The sequence below is a fragment of the Meiothermus sp. genome, assembly GCF_026004075.1.
Classification (GTDB): Bacteria; Deinococcota; Deinococci; order Deinococcales; family Thermaceae; genus Meiothermus.
Window position 1 is genome coordinate 289,755 of record NZ_BPIK01000002.1, and the last position, 15,007, is coordinate 304,761.

At 61.8% G+C, this 15,007-nt stretch carries 15 protein-coding genes; 7 read left to right on the top strand and 8 right to left on the bottom strand.

Going from position 1 to position 15,007, the window contains the following annotated elements; all coding sequences use genetic code 11:
- Positions 1-29: 29 nt before the first annotated feature.
- Together Q0X18_RS13795 and Q0X18_RS13800 are read right to left on the bottom strand one after the other, a co-directional pair.
- Positions 30-812, bottom strand: a complete 783-nt coding sequence (locus Q0X18_RS13795) for an ABC-2 family transporter protein (protein ID WP_297564001.1) — start codon at positions 810-812, stop codon at positions 30-32.
- Between the two features lie 110 nt (positions 813-922).
- On the bottom strand, positions 923-1,357 hold the full coding sequence (locus Q0X18_RS13800) for a universal stress protein (RefSeq protein WP_297563450.1): 435 nt from the start codon (positions 1,355-1,357) through the stop codon (positions 923-925).
- A gap of 239 nt (positions 1,358-1,596) precedes the next feature.
- Between Q0X18_RS13800 and Q0X18_RS13805 the strand changes: the two genes are divergently transcribed.
- The 3 genes from Q0X18_RS13805 to ndk all read left to right on the top strand — a co-directional run bounded on the left by Q0X18_RS13805 (position 1,597) and on the right by ndk (position 3,406).
- Positions 1,597-2,709, top strand: coding sequence for a type IV pilus twitching motility protein PilT (locus Q0X18_RS13805; protein ID WP_297563451.1), 1,113 nt, complete (start codon positions 1,597-1,599; stop codon positions 2,707-2,709).
- A 78-nt stretch (positions 2,710-2,787) separates the two neighbouring features.
- Positions 2,788-2,976 (top strand): hypothetical protein, encoded by a 189-nt coding sequence (locus tag Q0X18_RS13810; protein WP_297563452.1) that lies wholly within the window; start codon positions 2,788-2,790, stop codon positions 2,974-2,976.
- A gap of 13 nt (positions 2,977-2,989) precedes the next feature.
- Entirely contained in the window at positions 2,990-3,406 is a 417-nt protein-coding gene (gene ndk / locus Q0X18_RS13815) for a nucleoside-diphosphate kinase (RefSeq protein ID WP_297563453.1), read from the top strand.
- On the opposite strand, the gene uvrB is transcribed toward ndk, so the two are convergent.
- From uvrB to Q0X18_RS13830, 3 genes are read right to left on the bottom strand one after another with little or no spacing between them, the layout of a single operon-like run.
- A complete protein-coding gene (uvrB, locus tag Q0X18_RS13820) occupies positions 3,403-5,406 on the bottom strand; it encodes an excinuclease ABC subunit UvrB (protein ID WP_297564002.1) in 2,004 nt (667 codons plus the stop codon). The two genes, ndk and uvrB, sit on opposite strands and share 4 nt — an antisense overlap.
- A gap of 54 nt (positions 5,407-5,460) precedes the next feature.
- Positions 5,461-5,856 (bottom strand): type II toxin-antitoxin system VapC family toxin, encoded by a 396-nt coding sequence (locus tag Q0X18_RS13825; RefSeq protein ID WP_297563454.1) that lies wholly within the window; start codon positions 5,854-5,856, stop codon positions 5,461-5,463.
- The gene (locus Q0X18_RS13830; RefSeq protein ID WP_297563455.1) at positions 5,844-6,068 is read right to left on the bottom strand and encodes a type II toxin-antitoxin system Phd/YefM family antitoxin; all 225 of its coding nucleotides are present in this window, start codon (positions 6,066-6,068) and stop codon (positions 5,844-5,846) included. Before Q0X18_RS13830 ends, Q0X18_RS13825 begins: the two co-directional genes overlap by 13 nt.
- 56 nt (positions 6,069-6,124) lie before the next feature.
- On the opposite strand from Q0X18_RS13830, the gene Q0X18_RS13835 reads away from it, so the two are divergent.
- Positions 6,125-6,361, top strand: coding sequence for a ribbon-helix-helix protein, CopG family (locus tag Q0X18_RS13835; protein ID WP_297563456.1), 237 nt, complete (start codon positions 6,125-6,127; stop codon positions 6,359-6,361).
- Positions 6,361-6,759, top strand: a complete 399-nt coding sequence (locus tag Q0X18_RS13840; protein ID WP_297563457.1) for a type II toxin-antitoxin system VapC family toxin — start codon at positions 6,361-6,363, stop codon at positions 6,757-6,759. The genes Q0X18_RS13835 and Q0X18_RS13840 overlap by 1 nt, the downstream gene beginning before the upstream one ends.
- Before the next feature lie 46 nt (positions 6,760-6,805).
- On the opposite strand, the gene Q0X18_RS13845 is transcribed toward Q0X18_RS13840, so the two are convergent.
- Positions 6,806-9,427 carry an S-layer homology domain-containing protein gene (locus Q0X18_RS13845; protein WP_297563458.1) on the bottom strand — a complete coding sequence of 874 codons (2,622 nt, stop codon included), beginning with the start codon at positions 9,425-9,427 and terminating at the stop codon, positions 6,806-6,808.
- A 688-nt stretch (positions 9,428-10,115) separates the two neighbouring features.
- Between Q0X18_RS13845 and glmS the strand changes: the two genes are divergently transcribed.
- Positions 10,116-11,930, top strand: a complete 1,815-nt coding sequence (glmS, locus tag Q0X18_RS13850) for a glutamine--fructose-6-phosphate transaminase (isomerizing) (RefSeq protein ID WP_297563459.1) — start codon at positions 10,116-10,118, stop codon at positions 11,928-11,930.
- A gap of 68 nt (positions 11,931-11,998) precedes the next feature.
- Positions 11,999-12,808 (top strand): DUF72 domain-containing protein, encoded by an 810-nt coding sequence (locus Q0X18_RS13855; protein WP_297563460.1) that lies wholly within the window; start codon positions 11,999-12,001, stop codon positions 12,806-12,808.
- Here Q0X18_RS13855 and Q0X18_RS13860 read toward each other — a convergent pair.
- The gene (locus Q0X18_RS13860) at positions 12,805-13,983 is read right to left on the bottom strand and encodes an MFS transporter (RefSeq protein ID WP_297563461.1); all 1,179 of its coding nucleotides are present in this window, start codon (positions 13,981-13,983) and stop codon (positions 12,805-12,807) included. The genes Q0X18_RS13855 and Q0X18_RS13860 overlap by 4 nt on opposite strands.
- Positions 13,984-14,031: 48 nt before the next feature.
- Complete coding sequence (locus Q0X18_RS13865) at positions 14,032-14,991, bottom strand: branched-chain amino acid transaminase (protein ID WP_297563462.1); 960 nt, start codon at positions 14,989-14,991, stop codon at positions 14,032-14,034.
- Between the last annotated feature and the right edge of the window lie 16 nt (positions 14,992-15,007).

A 15,007-nucleotide genomic window follows, 5' to 3' on the forward strand; every position in this document is an offset into this window, starting at 1 on the left:
TTCCCTTGGAGGCCGTTGTCGTCAGAAGCCTAGGCCCCCATACCGGAGAACTGCCGGAGCCCTTTGCGCCATAGCCAGCGGTTGATCACCCAGAAGACCGCAAACCAACCCCCCAGCACCAAGAAGCCCTGCCCCACCCCACCGGGCACCGGCAGCCCGGCAAACAGCGCCGCCGGGAAGTAAACCAGGTAGGGGAAGGGCGTGAAGAGGGCAAGGTTGCGCACCACTTCGGGAAACACCGAAAGGGGGGCAATCAGGCCCGACAAAAACATGTAGGCCACAAACCATAGCTCCTCCACCGCAGCCCCGCGCTCGGTCCAGAAGCACAGCATGGCGAAGGTGTACTGCATCAGGAAGCGCAGCAAAAAAGCCGCCACCGAGGCGGCCAGGCCCAGCAGCACCCCCTCTACATCGGGCACAAAGCGGGCCTGCGGATATACCAGCAGAAAAACCGCCACAATCAACAGGCCAAAGGGCAGCCGGGTCAGGCGCTCGGCCAGGTGCTGCATCAGGTGATCCCAGCCGGGGTCAATGGGCTTCAAGAGCTTGAAGGATAAGCGCCCCTGCACCACGTCGTCCTGGAACTCCCAGATCACCCAGATGATGGTGAGCTGGCGCACCAGAAAGACGCACAGAAAGTAGCGGGCAAACTCCGGGGCCGAAAGCGCAAAGCTGCCCCCTTCGGCGGCCTGCGTCCAGACGCCCATCAGAATAAGCGGCAGCATGGCCGAAAGGGCCCACAAGAGCACCTCGGCGCGGTATTCCAGGAAGTAGGCGTACCAAACAGCCAGAAGGGCACGGAGTTTGCGCAGCACCCCTTTAGTTTATGGCAGATTCAGGAGCCAGATACCGCCTCTGCAAAAGGCGCGTAGCAATTAGGCCATGCGGGGTGATTCATCTGGTATAGCAAAAACCACCGTACTCACTTGCAGCGCAGCACCAGCACCGGCCTGTCCGAGCGGTGCAGCACCGCCTCAGTCACCGAGCCCAGCATGAAGCGATCCAGTCCGCTGCGCCCATGGGTGCCCATCACGATCAGGTCGTGGTTTTTGGCCTCGTTCAGGATGGCCTCCACCGGCCTGGCCTCCACCAGCTTGGTCTCAGCCTCGACTCCTGCGGCCTGGGCCAGTTCGCTGGCTTTGCTCAGGGCTTCGTTCCCTACCCGCTTGAGATCTTCGAGCAGCTCGAGGCCGTAGGGCACGCTCTCGGGGCTAATCCAGAGGCTCGAGCTGATGTTCTCCACGACGTACAAGAACGTTACTCGAGCTCCCATGTTTTTGGCCAGTTCCAGGCCTTCGCGAATTGCAACTTGACTGCAATTGCTACCATCGGTGGGCATAAGGATTCTTTTGTACATTGCGCTCCCCCTGTTGTGTTGCTTCTAATCTAAGTCCTCCCCATCGGGACGAAAGACCTTATTGACCTGTAACGCCCCAAGGCTATCACGTAACGCTCTCTTTATATAGCAAAAAAGCGATTATGGCGAGATGTTTGGGCTCGAGCTTCGTCAAGCGCAAATAACCAAAATTAACGTAACAGCCCGACGTGCATAAAGCCGAGGGACTTTGCAAAACCCGCCTACAATCGCAATTGCCTATGACTTTTCCTGAGCTACTCGCAAGTCTGGTTGCCAAAGGGGTTTCCGACATCCACATGCACGCGGGTTTGCCCATCATGGCCCGCCTACACGGCAAACTCACCCCCATTACCCAAAGCCCCCTGACCCCTCAGTACACCGATGCGCTGGTAGACATGATGTGCAACGAGCGGCAAAAAGCCACCTTTGCCGAACGCAGTCAGGTAGATCTGGCCTATGCCATACCGGGTGTAGCCCGCTTTAGGGTCAACCTGTTTCGGCAGCGGGGTTCGGTTAGTTGCGTGATGCGGGTGGTCAATTCCGACGAAAACAAGCTCAAGATTGTCTCGCTCCCGCAGGAAACCCTCAACTACTTCCGCGACAAAGAAAAAGGTTTGGTGCTGGTTACCGGCCCCACCGGCTCGGGCAAGTCCACTACTCTGGCCCGTATCATCGACGAGATTAACCAGCATCATTCCAAGATGATCATCACCCTGGAAGATCCCATCGAATATCTACACCGTAGTAAAAAATCTATTGTCGTTCAGCGGGAAATTGGGCAGGACGCCCCTAGCTTCAAGGATGGTTTGGTCGCAGCCATGCGCCAGGATCCCGATGTCATCATGATTGGCGAGATTCGCGACCACGCCACCGCCGCCGCCGCCCTGGAAGCAGCCCAGACCGGACACCTGGTCTTCTCTACCCTGCACACCCTCGACACCGTTCGCACCGTCAACCGCGTGCTCGACCTGTTCCCCCCCCACGAGCGGGAGGTAGCCCGCATTCTCTTTGCCGAGTCGCTGGTGGGGATTGTTTCCCAGCGCCTACTTCCCAGCAAACAAGGGGGGCGGGTTTGCGCCATGGAAATTCTCAAGGGCAACCTGCGCATCCGCGACCTCATCCGCGACCCCGACCGCTCCAACGAGATCTACGAAGCCCTTAAGGACTCCTCGCTGGATGGAATGCAGACCTTCGACGACCACCTGGCGGAACTCTACGCCCGTGACCAGATCGACCTGGAAACTGCCCTTGCCCATGCCACCAGCGCACAGTACGTGAAGGTCAAGGCTCTGCAAATCAACGCAGCCCGTCAGACCCTAATAGACGAGTCGGTGGTACAGCAGACCAATTAAAGCGACGCTCAGGAAAAAATGGCATAACCCCATCCAAACAGAGGGGCATCAAACATAAAATCCAAGAAGCCATCATTTATGGTTGATGAGCCCGCCAAGGTACGAACGCCCTCGGCCAAGCGGGAAACCTGGGTCAGGGCAGTTCGTCGCGCAATGGCAGCAAGCTACCCACATCTGGCAGACGCCGCCACCAAGCAGACCTTCACGGGGCTGCAACAAACAGCCTATCCCCGCATCACCCTTCTGCATTTGGCCGGTAGCGTGTAAACTCTAGTGCGGTATGGAACGCACCTACATCATGGTCAAACCCGATGGCGTGCGCCGGGGCCTCACCGGCGAGATTATCAACCGCATCGAGCGCAAGGGCTTCAAGATTGTGGCGATGAAGAAGATGGTCATATCCCGCGAGACCGCCGAGACCCACTACGGCGAGCACAGGGGCAAACCCTTCTTCGAGGGGCTTGTCAACTTCATCACCAGCGGCCCGGTGGTGGCGATGGTGGTGGAGGGGCCGGGGGCCATCGCCGAGATGCGCCGCCTGATGGGGGCCACCCGCCCCTGGGAAGCTGCTCCCGGCACCATCCGCGCCGACTTTGCCACCACCGTGGACGAGAACATCATCCACGGCTCGGACAGCCCCGAGAGCGCCCAGCGCGAGATTGGTATTTTCTTCAAGCCCGAAGAGATTATTGGTTAGCGTCGGCGCCGGCGTTTATTCTTCCCAGCGGTAGTGGGTTCGGGCAGGCCCTTGATGCGGGCCTCGAGGCTCCGCATCTGGTCGCGCAGGCTGGCGGCCTTCTCGAAGTCGAGGGCCTCGGAGGCTGCCCACATCTCGGTCTCGAGCTGCTCCAGCAGGCTTTGCAAAAGCGCAGGGTCGTCCAGCACTGCCTCGGCGGCCTCGGCCTCGTAGTCCTCGGGCTTGACCAGCTTGCGCACCGACTTCTGGATGGTGGCGGGGGTGATGCCGTGCTCGAGGTTGTAGGCCTCCTGCAGGGCCCGGCGGCGGTTGGTCTCGTCAATGGCGGCCTTCATAGCGTCTGACACGGTGTCGGCGTAGAGGAACACCTCGCCCCCCACGTTGCGGGCGGCCCGCCCGATGGTCTGGATGAGGGAGCGTTCGGAGCGCAGGAAGCCCTGCTTGTCGGCGTCCATGATGGCCACCAGCGAGACCTCGGGCAGGTCGAGGCCCTCGCGCAGCAGGTTGATGCCCACCAGGGCGTCAAAGTAGCCCAGCCGCAGGTCGCGCAGCAGGGCCTGGCGCTCGAAGGCGTCGAGTTCGTGGTGCAGGTAGCGGGCCCGCACGCCGTGCTCCACCAGGTAGGCCGTGAGTTCCTCGGCCATGCGCACCGTCAGCACCGTGACCAGGGTGCGCTCGCCCCGCGCCGCGCGGGTGCGGATGGCCCCCATCAGGTCTTCGATCTGGCCGGTGGTGGGTTTGACCGTCACCCTGGGGTCTAATAGGCCGGTGGGGCGGATGATCTGCTCCACCACCCGGCCCGAGACCTCGAGCTCGTAGGGCCCCGGTGTGGCCGAGACAAACACCACCTGCCCCACCCGCTCCAGAAACTCGTTGAACTTGAGGGGGCGGTTGTCCAGGGCGCTGGGCAGGCGGAAGCCGTAGTCCACCAGGGTTTTCTTGCGCATGTAGTCGCCGTTATACATCCCCCGAAGCTGGGGCACGCTCACGTGGGACTCGTCCAGGAGCACCAGGTAGTCCTCGGGGAAGTAGTCGAGCAGGGTGTAGGGCGGCTCGCCGGGGGCCTTGCCCGATAAAAACCGGCTGTAGTTCTCGATGCCGGGGCAGGTGCCCATCACCTCGAGCATCTCCAGGTCGTAGAGGGTGCGCTCCTTGAGCCGCTGGGCCTCCAGCAGCTTGCCCTCGGCCTCGAACACCTTGAGCCGCTCCTCCAGCTCCCGCCGAATCTCTGGGATGGCCTCCTTGAGCCGCCACTCCGGGGTGGCGTAATGGGTGGCCCCCAGCAGCACAAAGCCCGGCAGATCTTTAAGGCGTTCGCCCGTCACCGGATGCACCACCGTCACCCGGTCGATGGTGTCGCCGAACAGCTCGATGCGGATGGGCTCCTGCTCGTAGGCCGGCCAGACCTCGAGCACCTCGCCCCGGGCCCTGAAACGCCCGGCCTCGAGCTGCAGATCGCCCCGCTCGTACTGCAAGTCCACCAGCCGCTCAATCAGGCGCTCGCGGGGGCAGTCCTGCCCCACCTCCACCACCAGGCTCATGTTCTTGTAGTCCTCGGGGCTGCCCAGGCCGTAGATGGCCGAGACCGAGGCCACCACAATCACGTCGCGCCGGGTGAGCAGGCTGCGGGTGGTGGAGTGGCGCAGCCGCTCGATCTCGGGGTTGATGCTGGCGTCTTTCTCGATGTACAGGTCGCGCCCCGGCACGTAGGCCTCGGGCTGGTAGTAGTCGTAGTAGCTGATAAAAAACTCCACCGCGTTTTCCGGGAACAGCTCGCGGAACTCAGCGGCCAGTTGCGCGGCCAGCACCTTGTTGGGGGCCATGACCAGGGCCGGGCGCTGCAACGCTTCGATCACCTTGGCCATGGTCACGGTCTTGCCCGTGCCGGTCGCGCCCAGGAGGGTGACAAAGCGCTCGCCATCGCGCAGGGCTTCGGTGAGGGCGGCAATGGCCTGGGGCTGGTCGCCTTTGGGTTCGGGGCCTTGGTAGCGGAACATCAGGGTTTTAGCTTAGCGAAAAACCGGCACGTTCTGCCTACATCAGAATACAATCCCTTACCAGAAGGTCTCCACCCCAAAGCCCCTTATCTTGGGGTCGTTGGTCAGCAGCAGGGCTGCTTCCACCTGGCTTTGGGCCGCCAAGATGCGGTCGAAAGGGTCTTTGTGATCGGTGGGTAGTTGGGGGGCGAGCAGCACGTGCGCCCCCTCGATGCAGAGTTCCTCCGCCAGAAATACGCGTAGGTAGGCCCGGTAGTGTTGCAGGAAATCCCCACCCAGGGCCAGCCTTCCCAGCTTATGCTTGATGGCGATCTCCCACAGCGAGGCCGTGCTCACCAGGCGGGTGTTTTTGGGATCCTCGAGCAACTGCCGGGTGCGGGTGGGCAGCTTGTGCGGTTCGTACAGGGCCCAGAGCAGGGTGTGGGTGTCCAGCAGCAGCTTCACCCCTGCCACGGCGCCAGCTCCTCCTCGGGCAGCGGCTCAAAGAAGGCATCCTCCACGGTGCCCTTCAAGAAGCCCAGCGGCACCTTGTCCACCGGCTCCAGGGGCACCAGTTTGGCGTAGGGCTTGCCATACTTCGAGACCACCACCTCCTCCCCCGCATGGGCGCGCTCGAGCAGCTCAGAAAAGCGCTGCTTGGCCTGGTGCACGGTAACGATCTTCACGTTTTTATCCTACATATTTTGACCAACTTTTACAAGCTATATGCTAACATAAACATATGAAGCGAACCACCATTTACCTGGATCCCGAACTCGAGCTGCTGCTCAAGCTCGAGGCCCGGCGTTCAAAAAAGCCCGTGGCCGAGATTATCCGCGAGGTGCTGCGCAAGGGTATCACAGCAAAACGCCCGCGCTCTCGGCACGTCGGCGCGTTTGATAGCGGCCATACCACCGACGCTGAGCGTTTTGAAGAAGTGCTGGACGAGCTGGGGTTTGGTGATCCGGAGAACAGTTAATGCTCCTGGATAGCGGAATCCTTATCGCTTATTACAACCGCCGCGATGAGTGGCATCAGGCGGCAGCCCGTCTCTTGGATGCAAAAGAAATACTGTTGCTGCCAGCCCCGGTCATCCCCGAAGTAGATTATCTGCTTGGTAAGCGCATGGGCCTGGCCGCTCAGATGGCACTCTACGAGGATATCGGGTCGCAGGTCTACCAGGTGGTCGATCTATCCGAAGCCGGATACCAGCGGGTTTTTGAGCTCTACCAGCAGTACCAGAGCCTCCGCCTGGGTTTCGTGGATGCTGCTGTTATTGCCATAGCCGAGGAGCTGGGCATCGGGCAGATTGCCACCCTCGACCGCCGGCATTTTGGGGCGGTGGAGGCCCGAATCAAGCTCGAGCTGCTGCCCTGAAAAAAGAACCCCGCCCTTTCGGGCGGGGGTTTCAGACCTTGGGGACTTAGAAGTTAACCTTGTAGGCAATCTTGAAGCCCTGACCGTGGGTCGCATTGCCGTTGTTGACAACATCGAGGTCGGCGTAGCTGAAGACCAGATCCCAGTAGGTCCAGGTGAAGTAGAGGCCCTTCACGCCACCGGTGTTGGTGCCAGAAGTGCTGTAGATATCGTTGACGCTGGGGTCGAAAGCCTTGCTGGTTGAACCAACGAGAACCGACGCAACGTTCGTGGCATCGTAAGCGCCGTACTTCACTTCGAAGCTGGAGTTGGCGAAGAGGAAGTTCGCAAGCTTCACGCCAAGGGCGTACACCGTCTCGTTGGTGGTGCCGGTGGTGCGAGTGGCCCCCTCGGCCATGAGGCTGGCACCAAAGAGCAGGGGCTGGGTGGAAACCTGGACTCCAAACTTGGTGGTTACAGTGCTAGCGGAGTCGTTGTAGCGGCCAATGGCCTTGACCTTGGCGGCGCCGAGGTCGAGGTTGACATCGCCGTAAGCCCCGAGCGAGGTGGTACCGGCGACGTAGTTGTTGGTGTAGAAGCCCGTGGCGTTGACGTTGGCGGCACCGAGGGCGAGAGCAGCCGTGACCTTAACACCCCAGTTGGAGGGATAGGTGCCGGTGCCGGGCTTTTCGTCTGGAACGGTGTTTTGATCAACGCCGCCCGAGCTGGCGTTCTTGTAGAAGCCCTCGAGGGTGATGGGCCCGAGGCCGAAGGTGGCGGTAGCACCGAGGGCGCTGTAGCTCCCCGCAGCTTTGCTGGCACCGCCGTAGGTGTAGTTCTGGAGGTAGCCGTTCAGCTTGAAGATACCCAGGGTGGCTCCAGCAGTGATACCGAAGCCGGTCTGGTCGTTGGCGAAGGGAGCAGCGTTGTTGCTGGATCCGGCGGTGAAGTTGGCATCGCCCGAGAGCATGTTGGCGGCCGTGATGGCGGCGCCAATGTTGCGGTAGTTACCGCTCAGGGTGAGGGGGCCCACCCCGGCATCCGCCCTGATATAGAAACCAGTACCGCTCACGGCGGGGTTGGGCGCGGCGATGTTGTCGGCGGTGCCGAAGTACTCGCCGATCAGGTTGATAGGACCGAGCGAGGTCTTGAGATCGATGCCGTAGGCGGTGCGGGCGGGGGATTCTACGCCGCCGCCAGCCTGCTGGTCGAGGCCTTCCTGGGCAAAGGAGGCACCCACGTTGATGGGCCCCACGCCAAAGGTAGAACGAATCGCGCGGAAGTAGGTGTTGTCCCCGTCGTTGGCGCCTTTAGAGCCGTAGACCACCGTGGTGGTACCGCCCAGCAGGAACGGAGCATTCGCGACAAATCCGTGGCCACGGCTGACGGCATCGTTGTCGAAGACGTACTCGGTGAACTTATTCTTGACGCTTTGACCGAAGGTAAAGGTCAGGGCCTGGCCGTCGGCAACCTTCAGCGTGGTGGAGATTGTGTTCACCGTAAGGTTTAGGGCAGGATAGGACGTGCCAGCAACCGGGTTAGTAACTGAGGCGTTGATGCTGAAGTTGACTAGGCCGGGGTAGGTGTTGAGCTTGCCCGGGTCGGATACCGCCGTGCGGTCTTTGAAGCTAAACTTCACCGACAGGCTAGCGGTGGTCTTGCCTTCCTCCACCTGGCCCATATCTACTTCGTCAACCGTCAGGCCGTCCCCATCGCTGTCGCCGGTGGAGAAGTTGCTGGTGTACAGACGATCGATGTCGAATATATCGCCAGCACCCCAGGCGCGCTTGACCTGGTAGGTCAGGCCCAGGCTACCCGAGATGGTGAAGGCATTGGACTCCAGGGTAGCTACGCGCTGATCCAGGGCCCCCACGCGGGTATCCAGAGCGCTCACCCGGTCGGACAGACGCACCAGGTCGCTGCGCAGGGCAGTGGCGAACTCCTGGATGGCGCTCACGTCTTCGCGGTTGGCAAAACCTTCAAAGTCCACGTCGCCCAGTTGCTTCTCGAGGGCGGTCACCCGGTCTTGCAGGCTGAGCACGTCCTGGTTCAGCAGAACGGCCAGCTCGTTGAGGGCGCGGATGCTGTCGGCATCGGCTTCCACCTGGGTCTTGAGGGCGGCCACATCGCCTTCGACGCCATCGAGGCGCTCGGCCAGCACCTGGGCCTGGGCCAGGGCGGTGTCGGCAGCCACGCTGGCGGCTTCCACGCGGTCGGCCAGGTCGGCCAGGGCGGCTTCGTCCATACCAGCGGGCTCAGCCTTCATGGCCTTGAGTTCCTCGATGGCGGCCTCGAGGCGGGCGATGTCGTCCTTGGAAGCGGCGTTGTCTTCCAGGGCCGATACGCGCACGCCCAAGGCGGCCAGCTCGGCGGCCAGCTCCTGCACCGCGTTGCGGATGGCGGTCATATCCTCTTCGCTCATGCCGCCTTGACCCTTCACGCACTCGCCACCCTGCTGTAGCTCGGTAAGCAAGCGCTGGAAGATCAGGGCAGCCTGGTAGCGGGTCAGGTTGGTGTTACCACGGTAGGTTCCATCGGGGAAGCCCGTGATAAGACCGCAGGCCGCGATGCGCTCGACAGCTTCTTTGGCCCAGTGTCCGGCGGGTACGTCGGAGAACTGCGCCTGACCGAAGCCTAGACCGAGCACGGTCAGCAACCCAGCCAAGTAAACTACTAGCTTCTTCTTCATTCTGCCTCCTCAAACTCCCGCAGGTGTCCAGATGGATACCACACGAGAACCTGATGTTGCGGAGGTGCAGGATTTTTTTGTGGGGCGAGTTGCCGTGTTTCCTCTCCCAAAAATCCCTTACACCCGCAACGGACGCTCGGTAAGAGACGACCCCACTCACGGGGCTCAAAAAGCTCTCACCTTGCACATCCGGGGGGTATCATACCCGTGTATTTATCGGGCTGTCAAGTATGAACAGGCGCTCAGACGAAAAAACCGTACAATACAGAGGGGTTTATTAAGACCCGGAAAGGAGGGCAAACTACAAAGTGAGGAGCGCAGGGGGTCGGGGAGCTACGGGGCACTAAACCGTCCAAAGCCCCATCCCGACCTTACGAGGTGGCGGTCTTTAGAAGAGATAAGCAGCAAGCTGCGAAAGATCGAGTGGTTCCGCGGATGCCGCCAGGGTGTGAACCTCCCCCTCTCCGCTGGCCCCTGGGCCAGAGCAGCCCCGTGGGAAAGCCGGTTGCGTGAGCGCCGGACAACCAAGGGGCAGGGTTCAAGTGAAGTAGAACTTTCTATCGGCAAGCCATACCCGCCTACCCTTAGCCTGTTGAGCTGGCTGGGGCCGTCCTGGGGGTTTGGTGCAAATAGCGGTGGGTTGGGCCGCGAATTGGTCTATGGTTTTGATAAGAAATGAGGTAAGAAGATGTGTGGAATCGTGGGATATGTGGGGTTTCGAGAGGCATCGGATGTAATTCTGGATGGGCTCAAGCGTCTGGAGTACCGGGGCTACGACTCGGCGGGCATTGCGGTTAAGGTTAATGGGCACCTCGAGGTGATCAAAAAGGCTGGCAAGCTCCAGGTGCTGGCCGACAGCCTCAAGGAGCATAACCTGAGCGGGCAGTTTGGGGTGGGGCACACCCGCTGGGCCACCCACGGGGCCCCCACCGACCCCAACGCCCATCCCCACACCACCGAGAAGGGCGATATTGTGGTCATTCACAACGGCATCATCGAGAACTACCTGCCCCTCAAGGAAGGTCTGATTGCCCGGGGCCACACCTTCACCTCCGAGACCGACTCGGAGGTGCTGGCGCACCTGATCGAGGAAAAATACCGGGGCGACCTGGTGGAGGCGGTGCGGCTGGCCCTGGCTGAGGCCTACGGGGCCTACGCCCTGGTGGTGGCCCACCAAGACCACGAGGAAATTGTGGTGGCCCGAACCGTGAGCCCGCTGGTGATTGGGCTGGGCGAGGGCGAGAACTTTGTGGCCTCGGACGTACCGGCCCTGCTGCCCTATACCCGCCGGGTGATCTTCCTGCACGACGGCGATATGGCCGTGGTGCGCCGCGATGGGGTTACGGTCACCGACCTGGCCGGCAACCCGGTGGAGCGTGAGGTGGTGACGGTGGACTGGAGCCTCGAGGCCGCCGAAAAAGGCGGGCACCCCCACTACATGCTTAAGGAAATCTATGAGCAGCCCCGGGTGCTGGAGAACACCCTGGGGGGCCGCCTGCACGAGGAAGAAGCCGGGGTAGAACTGGGGCTCAAGCTCGAGCCCACCCGCTACGACAAGGTGCACATCGTGGCCTGTGGCACGGCCTACTACGCGGCCTGGGTGGGCAAGTACCTGCTGGAAGCCCTGGCCCGCGTGCCGGTGGAGATTGACGTAGCCTCCGAGTACCGCTACCGCGACCCGGTGGTGGACGACAAAACCCTGGCCATCTGCATCAGCCAGTCGGGCGAGACCATCGATACCCTGGAGGCCATCCGCGAGGCCAAGCGCAAGGGGGCCGGCACCCTGGGGGTCATCAACGCCAAAGGCAGCAGCATCACCCGCGAGGTGGACGACACCCTCTACATCCACGCCGGGCCGGAGATCGGGGTGGCCTCCACTAAGGCCTACATCGCCATGCTGGCCGCCATGGCTATGCTGGCGGTCTGGATGGGCCGGGCCAGGGGCACGCTGGACGAGAAAACCGCGCGGGAGTTTCTGGGAGAGATGCGCAAACTGCCCCGGCTGGTGGAAGAGACGCTCGAGCTGCGCCCCCAGGTGGCCCACATCGCCGAGAAGTACCACCAGGCCCAGGACTACCTGTTCCTGGGGCGGCATATCCAGGCCCCCACCGCCTACGAAGGGGCCCTCAAGCTCAAGGAGATCAGCTACATCCACGCCGAGGCCTACCCCGCCGGCGAGATGAAGCACGGCCCCATCGCCCTGATCGACGAGCGCCTGCCGGTGGTGGTGCTCGCCACCCAGAGCCCCTTCTACGAGAAAACCGTCTCCAACATCCAGGAGGTGCGGGCCCGGGGCGGGCGGGTGATTGCCGTCGCCACCCAGGGGGACACCGAGGTGAAAAAGTTTGCCCAGGACGTGATTTATGTCCCCCAGACCCACCATCTGCTGGCCCCGGTGGTGAGCGTGGTGCCCCTGCAACTGCTGGCCTACGAGACGGCGGTGTTCTTGGGGCGCGACGTGGATCAGCCCCGCAACCTGGCCAAGAGCGTAACGGTGGAGTAGCCGAGCCCGCATAAACGCGCCGCCCGCGGGCGGCGCGTTTTTTTGGTTCCTGTGCCACAATAGGCGGGGTGGAAATCTACCTGGGCACCGGCGGCTACACCAACGAGGACTGGGTGGGTCTTTTATATCCGCTCGAGGCCAAAAAAGACCAGTGGCTCTCGATATACGCCCGCCACTTCAACGCCGTGGAGCTGAACTCCTCGTTCTATAACATTCCCGGCCTCAAAGCCTTCGCCGGGATGCTCAAACGCAGCGAAGGGCGGGTGCACTGGGCGGTCAAGATTCACCAGAGCATGACCCACGAGCGCAAGGCCAGCGACGAGGATTACCGGCGGCTTTTTGAGTCGGTGGCCCCCCTGCGGGAGGCCGGGGTGCTGGGGCCTTTTTTAGCCCAGTTTCCCCAGAGCTTTCACCGCACCCCCGAGAACCGCAGGTATTTTGCGGCGCTGGCCCAGCGTTTCGCCGACAAAACCCTGGCCCCCGGCGGGCTGGCGGTGGAGTTTCGCCACACCTCCTGGGACAACGAGGAAGTGCGCGAAGCCTTCCGCAAAGCGGGCCTGACCTGGGTCAGCACCGACTACCCACCCCTACCCGGCCTGCCCAAAAACCAGCTCCACATCACCAGTGAGATCGCCTACATCAGGCTCTCGGGGCGCAACAAGGAAAAGTGGTACGAAGGCAAAGACCAGGCCGAACGGCACGACTACCGCTACAGCGAGGAGGAGCTGCGCTTCTGGGTGCGATCCCTGCAAGCTGCTTTGGAGCTCGAGCCCCTCACCCAGGTCTGGTTCATCTTCAACAACACCACCAAGGGGCACGCCCTGGTCAATCTGGAGATGCTGAGAAAACTGCTGGAGGAAGCCGGGCTATTCCCCTAGCGCTGACCGGCTAGCTGGGGCCGGGCCAGGAAAAACATAAGTGCCAGCCCAATCAGCGTGGCCGAAAAGATATAGGGATAAGCCGGGGAAAGCCCATACAAAGAGGTGCCCACCACCGGCCCCAGCATACGCCCCAGGGCCTGGGCCGCGCTGGATAGACCGGCCACCACGCCCTGTTCGTCATCGGAGACGGCCAGCGACTGGGCTGCCGTGAGCCCTGGGGTAGCCATCGAACCCAGCCCCAGCAAAACCAGCGAGGCGGTGAGCCAAGCGAAGCTTGGCGCGAACACCAGGCCCAGGTAGCCTAGCAGCAACAGGGCCAGCCCAAGGCCCAGCAACGCCCTGGGCGGCCACCTGACCACGCGCACCCAGAAGCCCTGCACCAGTACCCCCACAATGCCAAAAATCACCAGGGCCAGGCCTACAGTCTGGGCGGTCTGGGCTGGGGTGAGTCCCAGGCGATCCTGGTACAAAAAGGCCACGGTCTGCTCCATGGCGATGGAAGCCAGGTTGATGCTCAAGCCAATGAGGAGCAACGGCCGGATGCGGGGATCGGCCCAGGAGAGGCTCGAGGGGGCTGGGGTGCGCTCTTGGGCCTTGCGTGACTCAGGGAGAACCCACCATACAAACAGGGCATTCAAAAGGGCCAGGCTGGCGGAAAAAACCACCGGCACCAACAAGCCAAAGTGCGCCAAACCTGCCCCGATGGCCGGGCCAAAAATCACCCCGAGGCCAAAAGCAGCCCCCAGGATGGCGAAGTTCTGGGTGCGCTGTTCGCGCGGGGTGATATCGGCCAGGTAGGCCTGGGCAGTGGGCAGGGTGGCCGAAGAAAACGCGCCCCCCAAGAGCCTGGAAAGGAGCAGACATCCAAACAGACCCCAGCCCGAAAGCACCTGCTGGTAGCCCAGCCAGGCAAACAGCGCAAACAAGAAAAAACTGGCCGCGAAACCCAGAATGCCCATCAACAAGATGGGCTTGCGCCCCACCACCTCGCTGCGTCGCCCCCAGTAGGCAGCTAGGATGAACTGCATCAGGGCGTAGCCGGTGGAAAACAACCCCACCTGTACCTCGCTCAAACCCAGCTCACGCGACAGGGGCCCCAGAATGGGAAACAAAACCGACAGGCCCAGAATGCTGTTGAACAGGGTAAGGAATAACAACAAGAGCGGTTTCACCGCCCAACAGTTTATCGCCTGGGCCGCCCGGTCAAAAAACGCTCTGGCTTATTGAACGTAGGTCAACCAGGCCTCGTATTTGGGGTTTTTGCCGTGTACCACGTCCATATAGGCAGCCCTGATCTTCATGGTGTGCTCACCTGCCTGGCCCCTGCCGATGGCCCGGTGATCCAGGTAGGAAACAGGCGTAACCTCGGCGGCCGTGCCTACCATGAAGACCTCGTCGGCCATGTAGAGCTGGTCGCGGGTGGCCCGCACCTCGCGCACCTCGTAGCCCAGGTCGCGGGCAATGGCGATGACCGAGTCACGGGTGATGCCCATCAGGTTAACCGAGTGCTCCACCGCATAAAGCACACCATTACGGAAAAAGAAAATGTTTTCCCCCGACCCCTCGGCCACAAAGCCTTCCTTGTCGAGCAGCAAGGCTTCGTCGGCCCCCGCCTGCTGGGCCTCCACGCGGGCCAGGGCGCTGTTGACGTAGTTACCCCCCACCTTGGCCTTGCCAGGCATCACGTTGGCCGGGAAGCGAGCCCAGGACGAGGTAATCAGCCGGGCTCCCTTGCGCACAGCCTCCTCACCCAGGTAGGTGCCCCATTCCCAGGCCGCAATCATCACCTCGGCGGGGTTGTTGGGCAGGGGGTTCACCCCCAAAGTGTGGGCCCCCATCCAGGCCAGCGGGCGGATGTAGCAGCTTTTATAACCGTTGGCCCGGACGACCTCCTGGATGGCCTGGTTAATCTGCTCGGGGCTAAAGGGCAGCTCGAACATCATGACCTTGGCGCTGTGAAAAAAACGCTCGGTGTGTTCTTGCAGGCGGAAAATGGCAGGGCCCCGGGAGGTCTCGTAAGCCCGGATACCCTCAAACACGCTGGTGCCGTAATGAAGGGCGTGGGTCAGTACCGAGACTTTGGCCTCTTCCTGAGGCACCATCTGCCCGTTGAACCAGATGAGCCCAGCCTTCATCTTGCTATCGCCACCAACGCTTTTGGTTTTGGTCTCGGTTGCCATGTTTCCTCCAAGGACG

Bases quoted from the DNA above. Each gene is read 5' to 3' on its own strand.
- Q0X18_RS13800 (WP_297563450.1), bottom strand. From the start codon at position 1,357: ATGTACAAAAGAATCCTTATGCCCACCGATGGTAGCAATTGCAGTCAA.
- Q0X18_RS13805 (WP_297563451.1), top strand. From the start codon at position 1,597: ATGACTTTTCCTGAGCTACTCGCAAGTCTGGTTGCCAAAGGGGTTTCC.
- Q0X18_RS13810 (WP_297563452.1), top strand. From the start codon at position 2,788: ATGGTTGATGAGCCCGCCAAGGTACGAACGCCCTCGGCCAAGCGGGAA.
- ndk (WP_297563453.1), top strand. From the start codon at position 2,990: ATGGAACGCACCTACATCATGGTCAAACCCGATGGCGTGCGCCGGGGC.
- Q0X18_RS13835 (WP_297563456.1), top strand. From the start codon at position 6,125: ATGAAGCGAACCACCATTTACCTGGATCCCGAACTCGAGCTGCTGCTC.
- Q0X18_RS13840 (WP_297563457.1), top strand. From the start codon at position 6,361: ATGCTCCTGGATAGCGGAATCCTTATCGCTTATTACAACCGCCGCGAT.
- Q0X18_RS13845 (WP_297563458.1), bottom strand. From the start codon at position 9,427: ATGAAGAAGAAGCTAGTAGTTTACTTGGCTGGGTTGCTGACCGTGCTC.
- glmS (WP_297563459.1), top strand. From the start codon at position 10,116: ATGTGTGGAATCGTGGGATATGTGGGGTTTCGAGAGGCATCGGATGTA.
- Q0X18_RS13865 (WP_297563462.1), bottom strand. From the start codon at position 14,991: ATGGCAACCGAGACCAAAACCAAAAGCGTTGGTGGCGATAGCAAGATG.